The sequence below is a fragment of the Nostoc edaphicum CCNP1411 genome (genome assembly GCF_014023275.1).
Lineage (GTDB): Bacteria > Cyanobacteriota > Cyanobacteriia > Cyanobacteriales > Nostocaceae > Nostoc > Nostoc edaphicum_A.
Genome location: NZ_CP054698.1, coordinates 6,715,588 through 6,733,237, shown reverse-complemented (window position 1 = coordinate 6,733,237; position 17,650 = coordinate 6,715,588). Strand labels below are relative to the sequence as shown.

The 17,650-nt window shown below is 41.6% G+C and carries 13 protein-coding genes; 7 read left to right on the top strand and 6 right to left on the bottom strand.

Annotated elements, in window-relative coordinates; translation table 11 throughout:
- Positions 1 to 53 precede the first annotated feature (53 nt).
- Positions 54 to 1,199, bottom strand: coding sequence for a 7,8-didemethyl-8-hydroxy-5-deazariboflavin synthase subunit CofH (gene cofH, locus HUN01_RS31195; RefSeq protein WP_181929407.1), 1,146 nt, complete (start codon positions 1,197 to 1,199; stop codon positions 54 to 56).
- A 618-nt stretch (positions 1,200 to 1,817) separates the two neighbouring features.
- Between cofH and HUN01_RS31190 the strand changes: the two genes are divergently transcribed.
- From HUN01_RS31190 to HUN01_RS31175, 4 genes are all read left to right on the top strand, one after another.
- On the top strand, positions 1,818 to 2,843 hold the full coding sequence (locus HUN01_RS31190) for a multicopper oxidase domain-containing protein (protein ID WP_181929406.1): 1,026 nt from the start codon (positions 1,818 to 1,820) through the stop codon (positions 2,841 to 2,843).
- A 266-nt stretch (positions 2,844 to 3,109) separates the two neighbouring features.
- Positions 3,110 to 4,147, top strand: coding sequence for a helix-hairpin-helix domain-containing protein (locus HUN01_RS31185; protein WP_181929405.1), 1,038 nt, complete (start codon positions 3,110 to 3,112; stop codon positions 4,145 to 4,147).
- Positions 4,148 to 4,312: 165 nt separating this feature from the next.
- Positions 4,313 to 4,747 (top strand): ferritin-like domain-containing protein, encoded by a 435-nt coding sequence (locus HUN01_RS31180; RefSeq protein ID WP_181929404.1) that lies wholly within the window; start codon positions 4,313 to 4,315, stop codon positions 4,745 to 4,747.
- A gap of 106 nt (positions 4,748 to 4,853) precedes the next feature.
- Positions 4,854 to 5,822: an FTR1 family iron permease gene (locus tag HUN01_RS31175; protein WP_181929403.1), complete on the top strand. Its 969-nt coding sequence runs from the start codon at positions 4,854 to 4,856 to the stop codon at positions 5,820 to 5,822.
- 145 nt (positions 5,823 to 5,967) lie between these two features.
- On the opposite strand, the gene HUN01_RS31170 is transcribed toward HUN01_RS31175, so the two are convergent.
- Positions 5,968 to 6,894: an ABC transporter substrate-binding protein gene (locus tag HUN01_RS31170; protein WP_181929402.1), complete on the bottom strand. Its 927-nt coding sequence runs from the start codon at positions 6,892 to 6,894 to the stop codon at positions 5,968 to 5,970.
- 121 nt (positions 6,895 to 7,015) lie between these two features.
- On the bottom strand, positions 7,016 to 9,961 hold the full coding sequence (gene polA, locus HUN01_RS31165; protein ID WP_181929401.1) for a DNA polymerase I: 2,946 nt from the start codon (positions 9,959 to 9,961) through the stop codon (positions 7,016 to 7,018).
- Positions 9,962 to 10,512: 551 nt separating this feature from the next.
- Here polA and HUN01_RS31160 point away from each other — a divergent pair.
- Positions 10,513 to 11,220: a choice-of-anchor E domain-containing protein gene (locus HUN01_RS31160; RefSeq protein WP_181929400.1), complete on the top strand. Its 708-nt coding sequence runs from the start codon at positions 10,513 to 10,515 to the stop codon at positions 11,218 to 11,220.
- Positions 11,221 to 11,475: 255 nt separating this feature from the next.
- Complete coding sequence (locus tag HUN01_RS31155; protein WP_181929399.1) at positions 11,476 to 12,345, top strand: Cof-type HAD-IIB family hydrolase; 870 nt, start codon at positions 11,476 to 11,478, stop codon at positions 12,343 to 12,345.
- Between the two features lie 179 nt (positions 12,346 to 12,524).
- Here the strand turns inward: HUN01_RS31155 and HUN01_RS31150 are convergent, their stop codons facing one another.
- Positions 12,525 to 13,304: a DALR anticodon-binding domain-containing protein gene (locus HUN01_RS31150; protein ID WP_181929398.1), complete on the bottom strand. Its 780-nt coding sequence runs from the start codon at positions 13,302 to 13,304 to the stop codon at positions 12,525 to 12,527.
- A gap of 525 nt (positions 13,305 to 13,829) precedes the next feature.
- Here HUN01_RS31150 and HUN01_RS31145 point away from each other — a divergent pair.
- Entirely contained in the window at positions 13,830 to 14,549 is a 720-nt protein-coding gene (locus tag HUN01_RS31145; protein WP_069068606.1) for a Crp/Fnr family transcriptional regulator, read from the top strand.
- 80 nt (positions 14,550 to 14,629) lie between these two features.
- On the opposite strand, the gene HUN01_RS31140 is transcribed toward HUN01_RS31145, so the two are convergent.
- Together HUN01_RS31140 and HUN01_RS31135 are read right to left on the bottom strand one after the other, a co-directional pair.
- Positions 14,630 to 15,676, bottom strand: coding sequence for a PstS family phosphate ABC transporter substrate-binding protein (locus HUN01_RS31140; protein ID WP_181929397.1), 1,047 nt, complete (start codon positions 15,674 to 15,676; stop codon positions 14,630 to 14,632).
- Between the two features lie 290 nt (positions 15,677 to 15,966).
- Positions 15,967 to 17,355: an ABC transporter substrate-binding protein gene (locus HUN01_RS31135; RefSeq protein ID WP_181929396.1), complete on the bottom strand. Its 1,389-nt coding sequence runs from the start codon at positions 17,353 to 17,355 to the stop codon at positions 15,967 to 15,969.
- Positions 17,356 to 17,650 lie beyond the last annotated feature (295 nt).

The following is a 17,650-nucleotide window of genomic DNA, read 5'->3' as shown; positions in this document are numbered from 1 at the left end:
GTGCTGAGTGCTGAGTAGGGAGTGGGGAGATAGGGGAGACAAATGACTAATAACTAATGACTAATGACTTTTTGATAAAGAGTCTCCCGTTGTTGGTAAGGTCGTCCTAAAGATGCGATCGCAGTTTCCAAAGTTTCCACTTCCATACACGTACCACCCAAAGCACCGGCCATTGTGGTGATGTGTTCCTCCATCAATGTGCCACCGATATCGTTGCAACCCCAAACTAAGGCTTCCGTCGCACCTGCAAGCCCCAGTTTTACCCAACTCTGCTGATGGTTGGGAATCCAATTACCTAAGTAAATCCGCGCCACAGCCCCTAAGAGTAGTGCATCACTCAAAACTGGTTGATCGCGTCCCACACGGCGACGTAAGGATTTGGGCGCTTCTTGCCCAACGAAGGGTAATAAAATAAACTCTGTGATCCTTGCTGGATATCCCTGATTGATGGCGGTTTTTTGGAGCGATCGCAATTTTTCTAAATGCCCGATTTGCTGTTCGTGGGTTTCAATATGCCCAGATAACATGGTGCTAGTGGTATGCAATCCTAATTTATGAGCGGTGCTGACAATTTCTAGCCAAGTGGCTGTATTAATCTTCTCTGGACATAGTATTCGTCTTACTTCATCGTCTAACACTTCCGCTGCTGTTCCCGGCATTGAGCCAACACCAGCATCGCGCAAAGCAGTAATCACATCAGCATACTCAAGTCCGTCAAGTCTGGCGATAAATTGCACTTCCTGGGGAGAGAATGCGTGGAGATGTATCTGGGGAAATTCCTGTTTAATTGTTTCTACAACCTTGACATAATAGGGCAAAGATTTGCCATTTATCAGTGCTTGCGGATTTAATCCCCCTTGCATACAGATTTCCGTCGCACCTCGCCGCACCGCATCTGTTGCTTTTTCCAAAATTTGCGCCGAATCTAACCAGTATGCATCGGTATCACCATCATCTCGACGAAAAGCACAAAAACTACAGTGCTGCTCACAAATGTTAGTAAAGTTGATATTACGGTTAATTATATAGGTGACAGTATCGCCTGCCTGTATTTGGCGGAGTGTATCGGATGTAGTACGTATTGCTGCGATCGCCTCCGGGTCAGTTTGTTGTAACAATACCACTCCCTCTTCAGGAGATAAGTCGTACCCCATCAAGGCACGTTCCAGAATCTTTTCAACAGCAATTTTTGTGAGCATTACTTTCTTAATTTCTGAGTAAATCTTAATTTTATCAACAATAATTCAGAACTCAGGAGCGGAGCCGGAGACTCCGAAAGCTCCGGTCATAATTCAGTATGAATGAGATTCTATGTTAACGATAAATATTGTTTTAAAATCTCACCAAATTGTCGGCGAAACTAGTATTAAATATTTTTTTAATAACAACTAAGAATGCTCATGTTGCCAAGCATCCAAAATTCTTTTAAACGCGATTGATATTGTCTCTAAGCCAATTTAATACGCTACAAATTACCAACAGTTACTTGCTGGAGTTTATATCCAAGGTGCTGTTATACTCATTGTCTGTACTCTAAGTAATGATAAAGTAATAAATAGATTAACAAAAAGCATGAAAATGTTAGTTTTCTCTCGGTATTTTTTATACATAAAATGACGTATTAATACCGTTAAGATTACGAAAAATTGGCTGGATTTTTCACTTACTGATTCTCACTTTACCTAGATTTAATAACTTCAGTAGCAATTTTGAAACACTATAAAATTATTGACAATTATTATTAATTCCTCTAATATTTAAAAGCAATTGAAAATCTTTTGCAATTCTTTGTTTGGCGCTAACCGTAACTAAATGTCATGCCCAACAACTCCGCTCTGGGTAACGGAAAACCGTGGAGCCGCCGTCAATTAATGAAGCTGGGCCTAGCAGGTGCTGGAGTAACTGGTGCAGCTGGACTTTGGCAGATGCTCAATCTACAAAGTCAGACAATCGTCAAAGTGCCACCGCTCAATATAGAAGCACCAGACGACGTTACTAATCCGATGAGGATGTTAAGGGATTTTGATTATGGGACGGTGAAGCAAGAAAATGGGCGGACTATCCGGGAATTTCAGTTAACTGCGGGTACTTCCATCATAAAGCTCAATACTGCTGTCTCTTACAACATCTGGGATTTAAACGGTCGGATACCAGGGCCAACGCTACGGGCAAAACAGGGCGATCGCATCCGAGTACTATTTCTCAACAACGCGGGACATTCTCACTCTTTGCATTTTCATGGCGTTCATCCAGCAGAAATGGATGGTGTTCGCCCAATCAGCAACGGCAAAGCCACGATTTATGAATTTGATGCTGAACCTTATGGCGTTCACCTATACCACTGCCATATTGAACCAGTCACCCGCCACATCGCTAAGGGGCTGTACGGAATGTTCATCATCGATCCACCTACTCCCCGTCCCCCGGCTGATGAAATTGTATTAGTGATGGGCGGGTATGACGTGAATGATGATAGCCATAATGACTATTACGCCTTCAATGGTCTGCCTCACTATTACATGCATCATCCCATTGGGATTTACAAAGATCAGTTGATTCGGCTGTATGTCCTCAACATCATTGAATACGATCCGGCAGTGACGTTTCATCTCCACGCCAACTTCTTTGATGTCTATCGCTACGGCATGACTATGACTCCTAGTGAGAAAACTGATGTGATTACGATGGGTGTAGCAGAAAGGCACATCTTAGAATTTGCTTTTCGCTATCCAGGTAAGTATATGTTCCATCCCCATCAAGATGCGATCGCAGAAAACGGTTGTATGGGTCAATTTGACGTACTTACTGAGAGGATCTCCCAAAATCCTGTGAAAAATTCCTGACAATATTATTTAGTATTCGTAATTAATTCATGAAAGTTTTAGAGAATAGTTGATAAAAAATATCATTATATGCAACAGTAAAATCTATGACAATCTGTCAAACAAACTAGATCCTAGTAGTCTGTCAATAAATAATTGATGGATTAATTCCCTGTAGAGACGGCGATTTATCGCGTCTCTCTAACCATCAAAATGAATTTGACAGACAACTAGTAATAGTTTGAAATTTTTCAATTAATACCTTTTAAGTTGTGTGAGAAGCAAAAATGATAAAACTTCGTTATATCTGTTTAACAGCGGCAGCAACCTTAATAGTTACCTTGAGTTCCTGTAGTAGTACACCAACCGCAGAAAACCCATCAGCACCAGTTACTAGTCCGCAAGCTACAGAGGCAGTAAGTAGTAACAGTCATAGTGGTCACGGTGGCAAAGAAAAAATAAACATTAACACTGCCATCTTGTCAGAATTGGATAAGTTTGAAGCCAAGCTAGGTGTTCCGGCATTATCGAACAAAATCCAGGCAAGTCGTCCTTATGGGAGTCCAGAAGATTTAGTTACTAAAAAAGTAATTACTCAAGAGCAGTTCGACCAAATTAAAGACCAGGTTGGTGTTCAAGAAGTTGTACTCACAGGTGAGGCAAAAGATGTTGACTATATGTCTAAATTAGGCTTAATGAAAGGGCATCTTTTGGTAGCACAAGAACTTCTAGATCAGAATCAGCCGAAGCAAGCAGAACCTCATATAGGACATCCGGTTGAAGAAATTTACGTTGATGTAGAAGAACAATTGAATGAGCGCAAAGTTAAAGAATTTAAGACAACTTTGGTGAGTTTGCAAGATTTAGTGAAATCTAGTCCGAAGGATAGCAAAGTTAAAACTAATTTTACTTCTTCAGTGCAAGCAGTTGACGGAGCGATCGCAGCTTTGCCAGCAGACGAACGCTCAAAACCAGCTTTTGTGCTACAGGTAATTAACGAATTGCTAGATTCAGCTAACTCCGAATATGGCGCTGCGATCGCAGATGGTAAAATAACCGCACCAATTGAGTATCAAGACTCCCGTGGTTTTGTCGTTTACGCCAATGATTTATACAAAGGAATTTCTAGTCAAGTAGCTCAAGCAGATCCCGAAGCACACAAAGCGATCGATGCTAGTTTCGCTGAACTCATAAAAGTTTGGCCCACCGCCATCCCACCAGCAAAAGCAGTCAAAACACCTAATGATGTTACCAAACTCGTGAAAACCATTGAGGAAAACTCTCAAAAAGTCGTTGACAAATCCAATACCCAAGAACAGCGATAACACTTTAATTTAATGGTAAGTATAGGTTAAGGAGTTTAAAATAGTTAAGAGTTAGGAGTTATGAATTATGAGTTATGAATACCGAACTGCTAACTCCTAACTTCCAACTCCTCACTTCTAACTCCTAACTAATTACACTCCATTCATTACTTGAACTAACAACTGATGCAAGAACTTGACCATAAAAAGACCATTGACCTGCTGAACGCCATCATGGAATTTGAACTAGCAGGGGTAGTGCGCTACACACATTATTCTTTGATGGTAACTGGCCCTAACCGTATTCCAATCGTGGCTTTTTTCAAAGCACAGGCAAGTGAGTCTTTACTTCATGCCGAACAAGTAGGAGAAATTCTCACCGGTTTAGATGGGCATCCCTCCCTGAAAATTGCCCCAATGGAAGAAACCTACCAGCATAAAGTCAAGGATATCTTGGAAGAAAGCTTATCCCATGAAAAAAAGGCATTGGAACTTTATAAAAAATTGCTCGAAACTGTCACCAATGCCAGCATTTATCTTGAAGAATTCGCTCGCGGTATGATTGGACAAGAAGAGATGCATAATCTCGAACTGAAAAAGATGCTACGCGATTTTAGTTAATAGTCATTAGTCCTTAGTCATTAGTCAAAAACAAATTCAAAGGACAAAGGACAGATGACAAAGAACAAAGGACTAATGACTAAGGATAAAAGACAAAGGACAAAAGATGAATTTTAGTACTGCTCTACCTACTTTTGTAATCACACTGCGAGAAGGAGTGGAAGCTGCCCTTGTTGTTGGCATTGTGCTAGCTTTGCTAAAAAAAGCTAAACAATCTCGACTCAACTCTTGGGTATATGCTGGTGTCGGCGTTGGCATTGTCGTGAGTGCCTTAATAGGTGTGTTATTCAGTTGGATAATTCAAGTACTGGGAGCAGCGAATCCTCAATACACCACCGTAGTTGAGCCAGCGCTAGAAGGTGTGTTTAGTGTATTAGCGATCGCAATGCTCAGTTGGATGCTAATCTGGATGACTAAACAAGCCAGATTCATGAAAGCTACAGTTGAGGGAGCAGTGACAGAAGCGCTGACACAAAACTCAAATGCTGGTTGGGGTGTTTTTACTTTAATTTTAATTGCCGTTGTCCGCGAAGGCTTTGAAACTGTTCTCTTCGTTGCAGCTAATTTTCAACAGGGATTAATGCCAGCGTTGGGCGCTATTGCTGGTTTGGTAACGGCATCCGCCATTGGGGTGCTGCTATTTAAATGGGGTGTTAAAATTAACATCCGCCAGTTTTTCCAGGTAATGGGCGTTTTATTGGTGTTAATTGTGGCTGGATTGGTAGTTTCGGCATTGAAACATTTTGACGAAGCAGTAGCGAACTATGCTCTTAGCAGTCGTGCGACAGAAAACCTTTGTTTCTATTACGAACGTTTTACAAAAGTCCACTCCTGTATTTTGGGGCCAATGGTTTCCAATACTTCCACAATTTTGCCTGATGAACAGTTTCCTGGGATTATTCTGAAGTCTTTATTCGGCTATAGAGACAATCTCTATCTTGTGCAAGCACTGGGATATGTGACATTTTTACTCACCATTGGAGGACTATATTTCCGCAGCCTTGGGGGTGTTTCTCCTGAAGGTAAAAAGAATATCCCCTTTGGTCAAAAACCAATTAGTCCTGCAAAAGATTAAAAGCACAATCAATTTTATATTTCTTGCCTAGTTCCCAGTCTCTAACTGGGAATTCCTATTGGGAGGCTCCGCTTCCCCTAATGACAAGCATTTCAAAACAGAACCTAAAACAAGATTTTAAATTATATTTATTGAGCTAAGTGCCCTATGGTGCAAACAACACTTGCTTAAGCTGCTCACAAGCCTTTTCAATTGCATCTATACTACCTGGATTCACCAGACCAAAATAATCAAACACATAAACTCTCTTATTTTTAGTTGCTTGCAATTGCTGCCAAAAAGGTTCCTTTTTCAAAGAATCTAAAAGCGCTACTTCAGAATTTCCTTGTGGAGGATTAACTAAAATTATCACCTCTGGATTTGCTTCTAAAACCTTCTCAGCCGAAAGCGTCACGTAGCCACCAACTGGGCTTTTTCCTTGTAAATCTGCTGCTATATTTTTCGCTTGAAATTTTACTAGCAAATCCCCTGCCCAACTGTTTTTATTCGGCGCTAAAATTGGTTGACGACTAACCAGTGCTAGAGTAGAAAAACTCTGAGTTGGCTTTTCTGGCAAGAAAGTTTTGTAACGATTTAACAAAGGCTGAGGATCAGCATTAATTGATTTAGCAAGTGTTTTAGTAACTTCTTCTAGAGATTCCCAGCTATTCACCTTAGTGAGCAAAGTAGGAATTCCTAGTTGCTGAAGTCTTTGAATTGGGATATTAGAAAAACCTTCAGCACCAATAACTAAATCTGGTTTGAGTGCTACCACTTTTTCTAAATTTGGCGGACTTTGACCTTCGCTAACGCGGGGAATATCCTTAAATCTGGAGTCATTATTAAATAATTTACTACCAGTGATTCCAACAATTTTTGTTTTATCTAGTCGAGAGATAATATCAGCCGATAGAGAAGAAAGAGCAACCACTCTTTTCGCAGAACCTTTTGGTAATTGCTGAGAGTTCGTGTTAGTCGCCTCAGTGGTATTTTCCACTTTGGTTTGTGGTTGCTGAGTATTTGCAGTGGTGCAAGCAACTAAAACTATACTCAACAAAATTGCTAAAGTAGATACGAGCCAGCGACGAAGCATATTAAAATTCCTTATATGAGTAAGAATGGTATAACATTAGCATTCGTCATTCGTAATTACGAATGACGCTATCAGTTGAATTACGAATTAGTAATGTAATTCTTCCAATCCCAAGTTAAACTTACTTCGTCTCCATCCAATTTTCACCGACACGTGCATCCACCAGCAAAGGCACACTCAACTGGACTGCATTTTCCATCACCGACTTAATTTGCAGTTGTAATTCTTCCCACTCATCAGGGGGAATTTCAAACACTAATTCATCGTGAACTTGCAATAACAAACGCGCCTGATAGTTCTTCAAAACCTCATGCAATCTTACCATTGCAATTTTGATAATATCAGCGTTGGAACCTTGAATTGGTGCATTAGCAGCAGAGCGTAATAAACCCGCATCAAAAGCACCCAAATTCTTCAACTTGCTCAGATCAATATCTTCTGGGTTACTGCCTTTTAATTTGCGTAAACTGTTATTAGTAAAGTCAAAATAACGACGGCGACCGAAAATAGTTTCTACATAACCCAGAGCGATCGCTTCTTTTTTGACTCGCTCCAAATATCCAAAAACTTTTGGATATCGTTCATTAAACCGCTTAATGAACTCGTTGGCAATGTTCTTATCTATCCCAGTTGAGCGCGAAAACCTGAGAGAACCCATTCCATAAATCACGCCAAAATTGATAGTTTTTGCCATCCCTCGTTCTTCCGAGGTTATATTTTCTTTCTCAAAAACTAATCGCGCGGTAACAGTGTGAACATCTTCATTTTGCTGATATGCTTGCACTAATATCGGCTCTTGACTCAAATGAGCCAATATTCGTAATTCAATTTGTGAGTAATCAGCAGCCACCATTAACCAACCCGCTTCTGGTAAAAACGCCTTACGAATTTGGCGACTAAATGCTGTACGAATAGGAATATTTTGTAAATTCGGATTAGAAGAAGATAACCTACCAGTTGATGTTGCTGCTTGATTAAAATCAGTATGCACCCGCTGCGTATCTGGACGCACTAATGCAGGTAATGCATCAACATAAGTAGACTTTAATTTGGATAGAGTGCGATACTCAATGATCGCCTCAACAAACCCAGTATTATCATCTTCTTGAAGTCTTTCTAGTGTTGCTGCGTCTGTAGAGAAGCCCGTTTGTATTTTACGAGAATGTTTGGTGCTTAACCCCAGCTTTTCAAACAATATTTGGCTCAATTGTTTAGGAGAACCTAAGTTAAAATTTTCCCCAGCTATTTCAGTTGCTTGCTCTTTTAACCTAGCTAACTCTGTTTCTAAATGCTGCGAAAGTTCTTGCAAATAAGCTGAATTAATCCGAACACCCGTGTATTCCATTTGGGCTAAAACCGCTTCTAGTGGCTGTTCCACTTCCACTAATAGCTTAGACAAAGCTGGAAAGTTATCCAGTTCCTCACGCAATTTTGCTACTAAACCAAAGGTAGAATAAGCATCCATACCGCAGTAATCTGCGACGGCGGGAATATCTATATCAGCGATAGTTTTACCTTTAGGAACTAAATCTAAGTAACTTTTAGCTATCAATCCCAAATATCGCTGCGACAAATCCATCAAATTATGACTTGAATCTGGATTTAAAATGTAACTTGCCAGCATGGGATCAAACACCACTCCCGCCAATTTAATTCCTTGACACCTGAGAACTAAGCGGTCAAATTTGGCATTCTGTAAAGCCTTGGGATAATCGGCACTTTCGAGAATTGGGCGTAATACTTCTAGCACCAAATCTTTATGCAAATTTTCCCCAGTTTTGTGCCCCACAGGAATATAAGCTACTTCATCTGGTTGCGTTCCCCAACAGCAACCAATTCCTACTAACTCAGCATCTCTTGGTTCTAAATCCGTGGTTTCAGTGTCCCAAGCAACGGGTGTTTCTGGATTAGTGAATTTTTGCAAAATTTTCACTAACTCAGTTAATTTAGCTTCGGTATTGATGATATGTGGTGTAATTGGGGAAGTCGATTGTTGTGGAACTGCTGCTGTATCACTAGCACTGAAAAACCACAAATCATTATCTTCATCAGCGCTGAATTCTGAGTTAATAAACTTGGAATTGCTTACGTCTGTTTTAGCTTCTTGCTTTTCTTCAACTTTGCCACCAAAACGCTTTTGAAGGTCGTTTATCCTGCCTAAAAAAGACTTGAACTCTAATTTTTCTAAAATTGGTGATAAGACACTTGTATCAAAGCCTTTTAATTTGCAATCTTCTAAATCAAATTCTATAGGAACATCTAAAACTATGGTTGCCAAATAGCGAGACTTCTCGGCATCTTCTTTACCCGCTGCCAGTTTTTTCTGAGTTGCACCTTTAATTTCATCTAACGCAGCATAAACATTCTCAAGAGAACCATAGGTATTTAGCAGCTGCACTGCTGTTTTTTCCCCAATTCCCTTGACACCAGGAATATTATCTGATTTATCACCACAAAGAGCTTTGAAATCAACAATTTGTGAAGGTAAAACGCCCATCTTCTCTTTTACTTGTTCTGATTCAAATTCCGTGATGCTATTTGTAGAGCGTTTTAAGGCATCTGGACTAAAATTCAGAACAGTGATTTCTTTGTCAGAGTCGATTAGTTGAAATAAATCGCGATCGCCAGTCAGTATCTTTACCCTATACCCAGCAGCAGTTACTCTCTGTGCTAAGGTTCCTAAAACATCATCAGCCTCAAAACCAGGGGCAGTGAAAAAGGGTAGATTGAAGCCATTCAGCAACTCATGCAGGTTTTCTAAGTCGGGAATGAAGTCTTCTGGCGTTTCCGGGCGATCGGCTTTATAAGTCTCGTCAGCTTCGTGGCGAAAAGTTGCCTCAGCCAAATCAAAAGCGATCGCCATTGCTTCGGGCTGTTGTGTTGCCATTACCTCTAACAGGCACTTCACAAAACCAAAACATATACTGGTAGGAATCCCCGTTTTGGTACGCAATCCTCCATCTCGCCCTTTGGCGAAAGCAAAGTATGAACGATAAGCCAAGGAGTGTCCATCTACGAGGATGAACGTGGGGCGTGTTGCAGTTGCAGAAGTGAAAGTTTCAGACATAGCCCTATTTTAGCCAGAAGCCTTGTCACATAGTTAGCAATTTCAGATGCTCGTTTAGCTTGGCTTTGGCGACAATAGCTCAATTTTTACGTACCAATTGCTCTTACATATCATTTTAGACAAAGCAATGTCTACGCATTTATAGCGTTAGTACGGAAGCCAAGTAGAACCAACTTTTAGCAGCGATACTAGCCTAATTAAGTACGTGAGTATAAACATACTAACCAGATAGTAACTAGATCCCCGACTTCTGGTGATAAGTCGGGGATCTATCTCCTGAACCTTTTATGTTTAATTAGGGTGACCTAGCTTACATCTCAGGAACCAACAAAAACTAGCTTAATCTTTCGACATAATATTACCCTATCAAAGCCTCTTTGCCTTAACAAAACTTTATATATACCAATCAAAAAGTCTATTTATGGAAGGAACTTAAACATAATAACTTTACATAAAGTTACGTGTATTTATCAAGACTACAAGCAAATTTTCAGAGTTAGAAATAAGTTAGTAATCCCGTAATGATTCGTTTCAGAAAAGCATCTCCGATCATGACAACAAAACTATTCAACACTCTAGCTGCTGCCACAACTTTGGCAGGAATCGTTGCGACTTCTGGAGTAGCTAATGCAGCTTCTCTCTCCTACAGTAGTTCCATTAATTACGAATTGACAGATATCATTGAAGCACCACTGAGCGTCCAAAAGTTTGACTCATCTTTAGGCACACTTCAAGGTGTAACAATAGAATTTACTGGCGATATCCTTGGAAATGCAGGTTTTGAAAACAGGAGTCAAACTGCGAGTCTGGTGACATTAAATCTCACCAGTGAATTCAGCTTACAACTAAATAATCAGTCTTTATTGGCACTGAATCCAGAATATAGTTACAGTTACCAAACCGCTAAATATGATGGGAGCACTGATTATAGTGGCACCTCTGGAAAGACTGTTTCTAACTTAACTGCCACACAATCTGCTACCCAATCTTCCACTAATACGCAATTCTTACAGTCTTTCATTGGTAATGGCAACATAGACTTTTTGTTCACAGCTCTAGCTGAATCAGTAGTTACAGGATCGGGCAACATTAGATCCTATGTTGATACATACGCCAAAGCAGGTATCAAAGTAACTTATAACTATGATGATGTGAAATCGGTACCAGAACCCTCTGCTACTCTTGGAGTTGGTTTAATTGCTGGGCTTTGTCTGTTGTCACAACGCAAAAAAAGCTGGCTCAAGATGCCTAATTCATAGATTTTTTTGAATAGGTAGGTTTTTCCTATCCCATCTATCAGTCAGTCTATTTAATTTAAATGAAAATGCCCGATTTTTTCGAGAATCGGGTTTTTTATTGCGTCTATTAGCGAGAATTTTAACAATTTAATTGTCTAACACAGCATCCTCACAGTACGGAAATTTGGTTGACTAGAGAAGCCAATTTTTTCTACTATTCCCCACTGGTCGCTAGAGCCTGTTAACCTCTTACTGGAACTTAAAATCTAGGAAATTATGCAGAAAGCATCTGCCACACATTTGGCATCTACCGATCATCAGGCTGTTGCAAAAGACATTAAACTACTAGTTTTGGATATAGATGGCACGATCGCCGGACACTCTAACACCATTAGTGCAGGTGTTAAGCAAGCTATTATTGCGGCGCAAGCACGAGGAATTCAAGTGGCGATCGCTACCGGTCGAATGTATCGTTCAGCTTTACACTTTCACCAAGACATCGGCTCTACACTACCATTAATGGCCTATCAGGGAGCCTGGATTCAAGACCCGATCACCCAAAAAATTCATCGTCATTGGGTTGTTTCCAGGGAAATAGCCCACCAGTTACTCGACTATTTTGAAAAGCCTGAGTTGCGATCGCTTCTATCTGTTCACTTTTACATCAATGATCAGCTATACGTCCGTGAGTTAACCAGAGAAACCCAAATGTATGCAGAACGTTCTGGTATTACGCCGATTCCTGTGGGTGATTTGCGTCAAGCCTTAACGAATGAACCGACAAAAATTCTTGCTTTGTGTGATGACACTGACGTAATCGACAAGCTATTAGGAAATTTGCGCCGCCAATACACACCCGCTGAACTTTATCTGACAACATCTGTTGCTACCTTTTTTGAAGCAACGAACGCCTCTGTGAATAAGGGGACGGCTGTACGTTACCTAGCCGAAGAATTATTAGGATTACAGTTAGCCAATGTTATGGCCATTGGCGATAACTTCAATGATGTGGAAATGCTGGAGTATGTTGGACTTGGTGTAGCTATGGGCAACGCACCAGCAGCAGTACAAGCGATCGCTAGGTGGGTAGCTCCTAGCGTAGAAGAAGATGGGGCAGCAGTCGCAATTGAAAAGTTTTTGCTGTAGTGAGGGCACTTTTTTAAACCTAACCCATATAAATCAGAAAGGACACCGACGACTGGCCGTGTTTCGTCTCGGTGCCCTAGCTGGTTCGCTCCTCACACACCTGCTAATGTAGCCGAGGTGGTGCATTGAGTCAATAGCTATATTAAAGTTTTTATTTTTACCTAAGCGACATTACCGATTTATAACTCCAAAGGCGCAAAAACACCCAGGTTTTCCTCTAGGACAAATCTTAATACTGACTGAGTAGCCATGAGCAATCCGAGTCTGGCTTGGGCTAGCTCTGGTGATTTAATTTTTACCTCACCCCAAATCCGGCAATTAGACCAGAACTTTTCAAAAGCTTGGCTCAAATTCAGCGCCACTTTTTCCCATTTTACAGAACCGTTAACATCAGGGCACTCAATATCGTCTATCACTTGTATTAACTCACCAATTAGCTGACGCTCATCTGGGTGATTTAACCGCAGTGTTCCGTCACAATTAAGCCAAGGTAGAGGGTTAGGAGAGATAACATCCCAACAAGCTGAACTAGTATTTGGAACTGGTTCTCTAAGTTTAATCAACCCCTCTCGATGAGCCAAAAGCACTAGGGAACAGCAGCGTGCGTGAGCATATTGAACAGCAAACAAAGAATTGGGCACTGAGGAGGCAGGATAGCGCAGCGGTAGCGAGTCCGCAAGCGTCGGCAGGAGGGAGGAGGCAGAAGGTAGAAGGCAGAAGTTCTTTAATTTTGAATTTTGAATTTTGAATTTTGAATTGATTTCTCCCCCTGCTCCCTGCTCCCTGCCCCCGATCTCCCCCTCTTTCCCCGAACTCCCCACTGCGAGACTTTGTAACCAAGTCGCTAAGGTTGAGTGAGTTAATTCAAAATGTATCCAACCAGGGGGAACTGTTTGGATGCTAAAAACGTCGCCACAAATCTCTGATATATCTGAGGCGATCGCACTGGCAAGCTCCATCGCTTTTCGATTCTGAGATTTTGATAGTCGTAGGGACACACTTGAGGTGTATAAAACTCTATGATCATCTCTACCTTTATGTAGAGGAATTTTCTCATCTTTTATGCATTGATTTTCTGCTTTATAAGTATCAATGCTTAGTGATTTTATTAGATAACTGTAGACTAGCTGCTTGATTGACGTATATCTGCTAACTGGTAATTTATAATGCACGTAATATTTCTTAAATCATCATGTAAGATATATTTGTTACATTTCTGTCATCTATCTTGCGGTATAAATTTAATTTAGATGAAGAAAAATGAGAAGAGGATAAAATTTGATGAATAATCGATAAATAGTAAGTAAACTTTACTACCATCATTGTACAGTAGGAAGTATAACAAAAGAGTAGAGAGTAATTTGCTTTCTATTCTTTGGATTGGCTGGCGCTGTTAGGCGTTAAGCCTGCCTCGCCAACACAAAGACACTCCTTGCACCCTTTTATTTACGTCTTTGTCTTCAGCCGAACGCTCTTTGTTACCTATGCAATCTCCATCCTCCTTTTCTGAGGCATCACGGCCTTTTTTGACTTGGCAACGCATTCTTGACTGGGCTCAAGAACACTACCGCTGCCGCACCTTTAGCAAAGATGAGCGCATTCCAGCCCGGCCTGGATTGCTGTATTTGGTGCAAAGGGGTGCGATCCGTATGGTAGGAACCGCACAAGTTAGTGCGACTGCTAGTCAGCTAACGTCTCGACGAATCAACAGAACTCCAGAAGAAGCGTTCTTGGGTTTTGTGGGAGCGGGACAGCCATTTGAAATTGTTGCTCAATCACCATTCACACTCCAGGCTTACGCCCACGTTGATCAAACTGCGGTGCTGTGGATGTACTGGCACGATTTAGACAATTGGCCTCACTTTCGTCGCGAAGTTATGGATGCCTTTAGGTATCAGCACCAGCGTAAGCTGCTGTGGCTGAGTGCCTTGGGACAACGCCGCACAATTGACCGACTCTTAGGATTTCTCACATTGTTAATTGAGGAATATGGAGAGCCAGCAATGAGCGACACTGATCCTGATGTGATTCGCGGCTATGCTTTGCCCTTCCCACTCACCCATGCCCAAATTGGTAGCGCGATTGGTTCTACTCGTGTCACCGTCACCCGCTTGATGGGTAAGCTACGTCAACGTGGCTTAATTCTGACTCAAGGGGATAATCTAATCTGCTTGCCAGCGGAATCGATTAATAGAGCTGGTTAAGGTAGAGTTCAGAGCGGCGATTTCCGCCACTCTGTCTTGAGTGCGATGGGCTACGCCCTATATGGAAGCGATCGCAGGAGTCAGCGAATTTTGACAAACCCTGCTTGGGTAATCATTTCCTGTCCCTGCTCAGTCAGCAGTAAGTTGGCATAAGCGACACCTGCTTGCTGCTCAGTCTGATCATTCTGTTTGACCACCACAAACAGATTCCGGGTAATTGGGTATTTTCCTGATTGGAAAGCTTCAATGTTCAATTTGTTCCGTTTACCAGGACATTCCGACGGGAGGACAGAAGGTTCTTGGTATGGAGCAATGTATTGCCCTTGCGTCCGCCCCAACGGTAAGGCTTTGATTGAGCATTGAGGAATCACCTCTGGGGCAGAAGCGTAGTAGATGCTGCCAGGACTACCAGCCAATTTTTGCAAGGCTTGGGTGGTTGTGGAGATAAATTCCACATTGGAGCTGAAAGCTTGACCACCCAAGATGTCTTGGACAAAAAGTTCCACTGTACCGCCATCAGTAATGCGGCGGGAATAAGGCTTAATCGGGATATTGGGGCCGCCCACCTGGCTCCAATTATTGATTTTGCCTGTGTAAATTGACTTTAACTGTTCTATCGTTAGTCCTGGGATATTCAGGTTGGAATTAACTGCAACCGCTAAACCATCAATTGCCACAGGAATTTGTTTTAAACTGAATCCACGCTGCTGGGCACGACTTAATTCCTGATCTAAAACTGGTCGAGAGGACTGGGCAAAGGCTAGTTGACCATCTATTAAGGACTGGATGCCAGTACCAGAACCAGGAGATGCATTGCTGGGTTCTACATAGCGCAACCGTAACTCTGGCCGCGCGGCTTGAATTGCGGAATCAACTATTAGTCGAATCGGTGCCCAAGATGTACTGCCACCGTAATTGAATAATCCTGTAGGAACATCCTTTACTAAAGAGAAAGTCCCGCTGCTAGGTTTTCCTGATGCGGCTTGGGGTGTTTTCGTGTTACCAGAATTAATTGTATTTAGCTCCAAACCAGACTTTCTACTGAACCACCAAAAACCGCCAGCTATTAGTCCAACCGTAATCAGTATTGATAATACAAGAATAGGTATTTCATTTTTTTGGGACATAGTAAATTAACCCCGCGTCCATTCAATATAAGTGCTTGATAGGTGCTTGCTACTTGAGATTGTATTTGGAGGACGGGTGTTTTATTAGCAAATTATGACAAATCCTAACTTCTGATTACTTTAGAAGCCAAGTATAGTAAATTTCACCTAAATTATTTGTCTCTTGTCTCAAGGTTTGAGTGCTTGTGATAATAAGTTGACAGTAAGATTTTTCCCCATGAAGCTTAATTTCCCATGTTGAGAGCTTTTCCAGGTTAAGTATTGGTTAATTTTTAATTTTTTCTTACCGATTAACGCACTGGTTCAAAGTCATAACCAGTGCGGGAGCGGGAACCAGGAACAATTTCTACAAGTTGGACTGGGGCATTGCGATCGCCTGATGCTAAAAATCGAATTGTGCCAGAAGCGCCACTGGTAGAAAATTCAGAGGATGCTAATGCTTGTTGAACTCCCGATCGTGTGGGATTACGTTCTAATGCCGCAATTAGAGCGACAGTGGCATCATAACTGAGGGCGCTTCGCCAACTCACATCACCGCCCCATAACTGCCGCGATTTCTGAGGAAAATCTGACTTGCGATCGCCCTCAATATGCCAAGGAACTGCGACTACCATCCCCGCGGCTTGCTCTCTGCCAATTTCTAAAGTTTTAACGGTGTAAACATCATCTCCTCCTAGCAGAGTTAACCGTTTCTGGTTAATCTGAACTACTTGCAGCGCTTTATCGAGAGTTGCAGTGTTAGCAGCTAACATCAACACTTCTGCACCTTGCTTTGTTGCTTGTTCTACACTTTTAGCCGCACTAAAATCCGCTTTGGATAAGTCAAATTCGCTGGATACCTGTCCACCCTCTAGGGAAACAGATGAAACAAACTCTGACTTTAAAGACTGGCTATAGTTACTCTGAGAATTAAAGAAAACCACTGCATTTTTTTTCTGCAAGGTTTTCACCATATAGTTAGCTAAACTTCTAGCAGCCATAAAATCACTAGGAACCGTGCGAAAAACGTAGCGGCTAAAGTTAGAAATTTTGACAGATGTGCTGGTAGGAGAAATTGCTACAAGTTGTCCAGAGGTATAGATAGTACCTGCGGCTAAGGTGGAATCGCTAGTATTGGGCCCAACTACACCTAAAACTTCGGAATTGCTGACTAGGCTGGAAGCAACTTGTTTGGCTATTTCTGGATTGTCGTCGTCATTAGCTATCCCTACCCTCAACGGCACTCCCTTGACTCCACCAGAGGTATTAATTTGATTTTGGGCTTGGGCAATACCACGTAAAATTTCTAAAGAAACATTGGGGTCAGTGCCAAATGGTACAGAAGCCACGATGGTGTAACTCTTGGAAGAACCGATCCGGGCATTGTTAAGAAATATCAGAGCTTCTGGATCGTTACGGTTGAGTTTTAGGGCAGCGGTGAAATTGGCGATCGCTTTGTCATAACTTTTATTAGCGATCGCCTGTACTCCTTCTTTTTTAACTGGGGAAATCTCACCGGAAGTAAAGGTTTTTTCCCCAAAACTAAGGCGGTCTTGGCTGACTGTTTCTGGGTTTTGAGTGATGGTATTGCCAATTTTGACCCCAGAGTTGTTAGTAAACCACCAAAAACCACTGCCAACTATTCCAACTGTCAGCAGCAGGGCCAAGGCTAAAATTGTGGTTTCATTCTTTTGTGACATGAACAAATTTGAATAAAGTAAATATGTTTATAAGAAGAATTCAGAATTCAGAATTCAGAACTCAGTATGAATTCTGTACGAGTGGGTGGTGGCTTGCGGAGTGCGAGTCCGCGATAGCGCCGTTCGAGAGGCTTCGCCAACGGCATAGCTTCGCTTAGAGCGAGTATTCGAGCGACCGCGTCTGAATATTGGCTAAAAGCGAGTGGAATAGTGGGCGAAAAAAATTAAAATATTCTCGCCTTAAAACTCTATCCCTTTATGGGTAAAGTATTCTGAATTCTGACTCCTGTTTTAT

Coding starts and splice junctions, on each gene's coding strand:
- cofH (WP_181929407.1), bottom strand. CDS start 1,199: ATGCTCACAAAAATTGCTGTTGAAAAGATTCTGGAACGTGCCTTGATG.
- HUN01_RS31190 (WP_181929406.1), top strand. CDS start 1,818: ATGCCCAACAACTCCGCTCTGGGTAACGGAAAACCGTGGAGCCGCCGT.
- HUN01_RS31185 (WP_181929405.1), top strand. CDS start 3,110: ATGATAAAACTTCGTTATATCTGTTTAACAGCGGCAGCAACCTTAATA.
- HUN01_RS31180 (WP_181929404.1), top strand. CDS start 4,313: ATGCAAGAACTTGACCATAAAAAGACCATTGACCTGCTGAACGCCATC.
- HUN01_RS31175 (WP_181929403.1), top strand. CDS start 4,854: ATGAATTTTAGTACTGCTCTACCTACTTTTGTAATCACACTGCGAGAA.
- HUN01_RS31170 (WP_181929402.1), bottom strand. CDS start 6,894: ATGCTTCGTCGCTGGCTCGTATCTACTTTAGCAATTTTGTTGAGTATA.
- polA (WP_181929401.1), bottom strand. CDS start 9,961: ATGTCTGAAACTTTCACTTCTGCAACTGCAACACGCCCCACGTTCATC.
- HUN01_RS31160 (WP_181929400.1), top strand. CDS start 10,513: ATGACAACAAAACTATTCAACACTCTAGCTGCTGCCACAACTTTGGCA.
- HUN01_RS31155 (WP_181929399.1), top strand. CDS start 11,476: ATGCAGAAAGCATCTGCCACACATTTGGCATCTACCGATCATCAGGCT.
- HUN01_RS31150 (WP_181929398.1), bottom strand. CDS start 13,304: ATGGAGCTTGCCAGTGCGATCGCCTCAGATATATCAGAGATTTGTGGC.
- HUN01_RS31145 (WP_069068606.1), top strand. CDS start 13,830: ATGCAATCTCCATCCTCCTTTTCTGAGGCATCACGGCCTTTTTTGACT.
- HUN01_RS31140 (WP_181929397.1), bottom strand. CDS start 15,676: ATGTCCCAAAAAAATGAAATACCTATTCTTGTATTATCAATACTGATT.
- HUN01_RS31135 (WP_181929396.1), bottom strand. CDS start 17,355: ATGTCACAAAAGAATGAAACCACAATTTTAGCCTTGGCCCTGCTGCTG.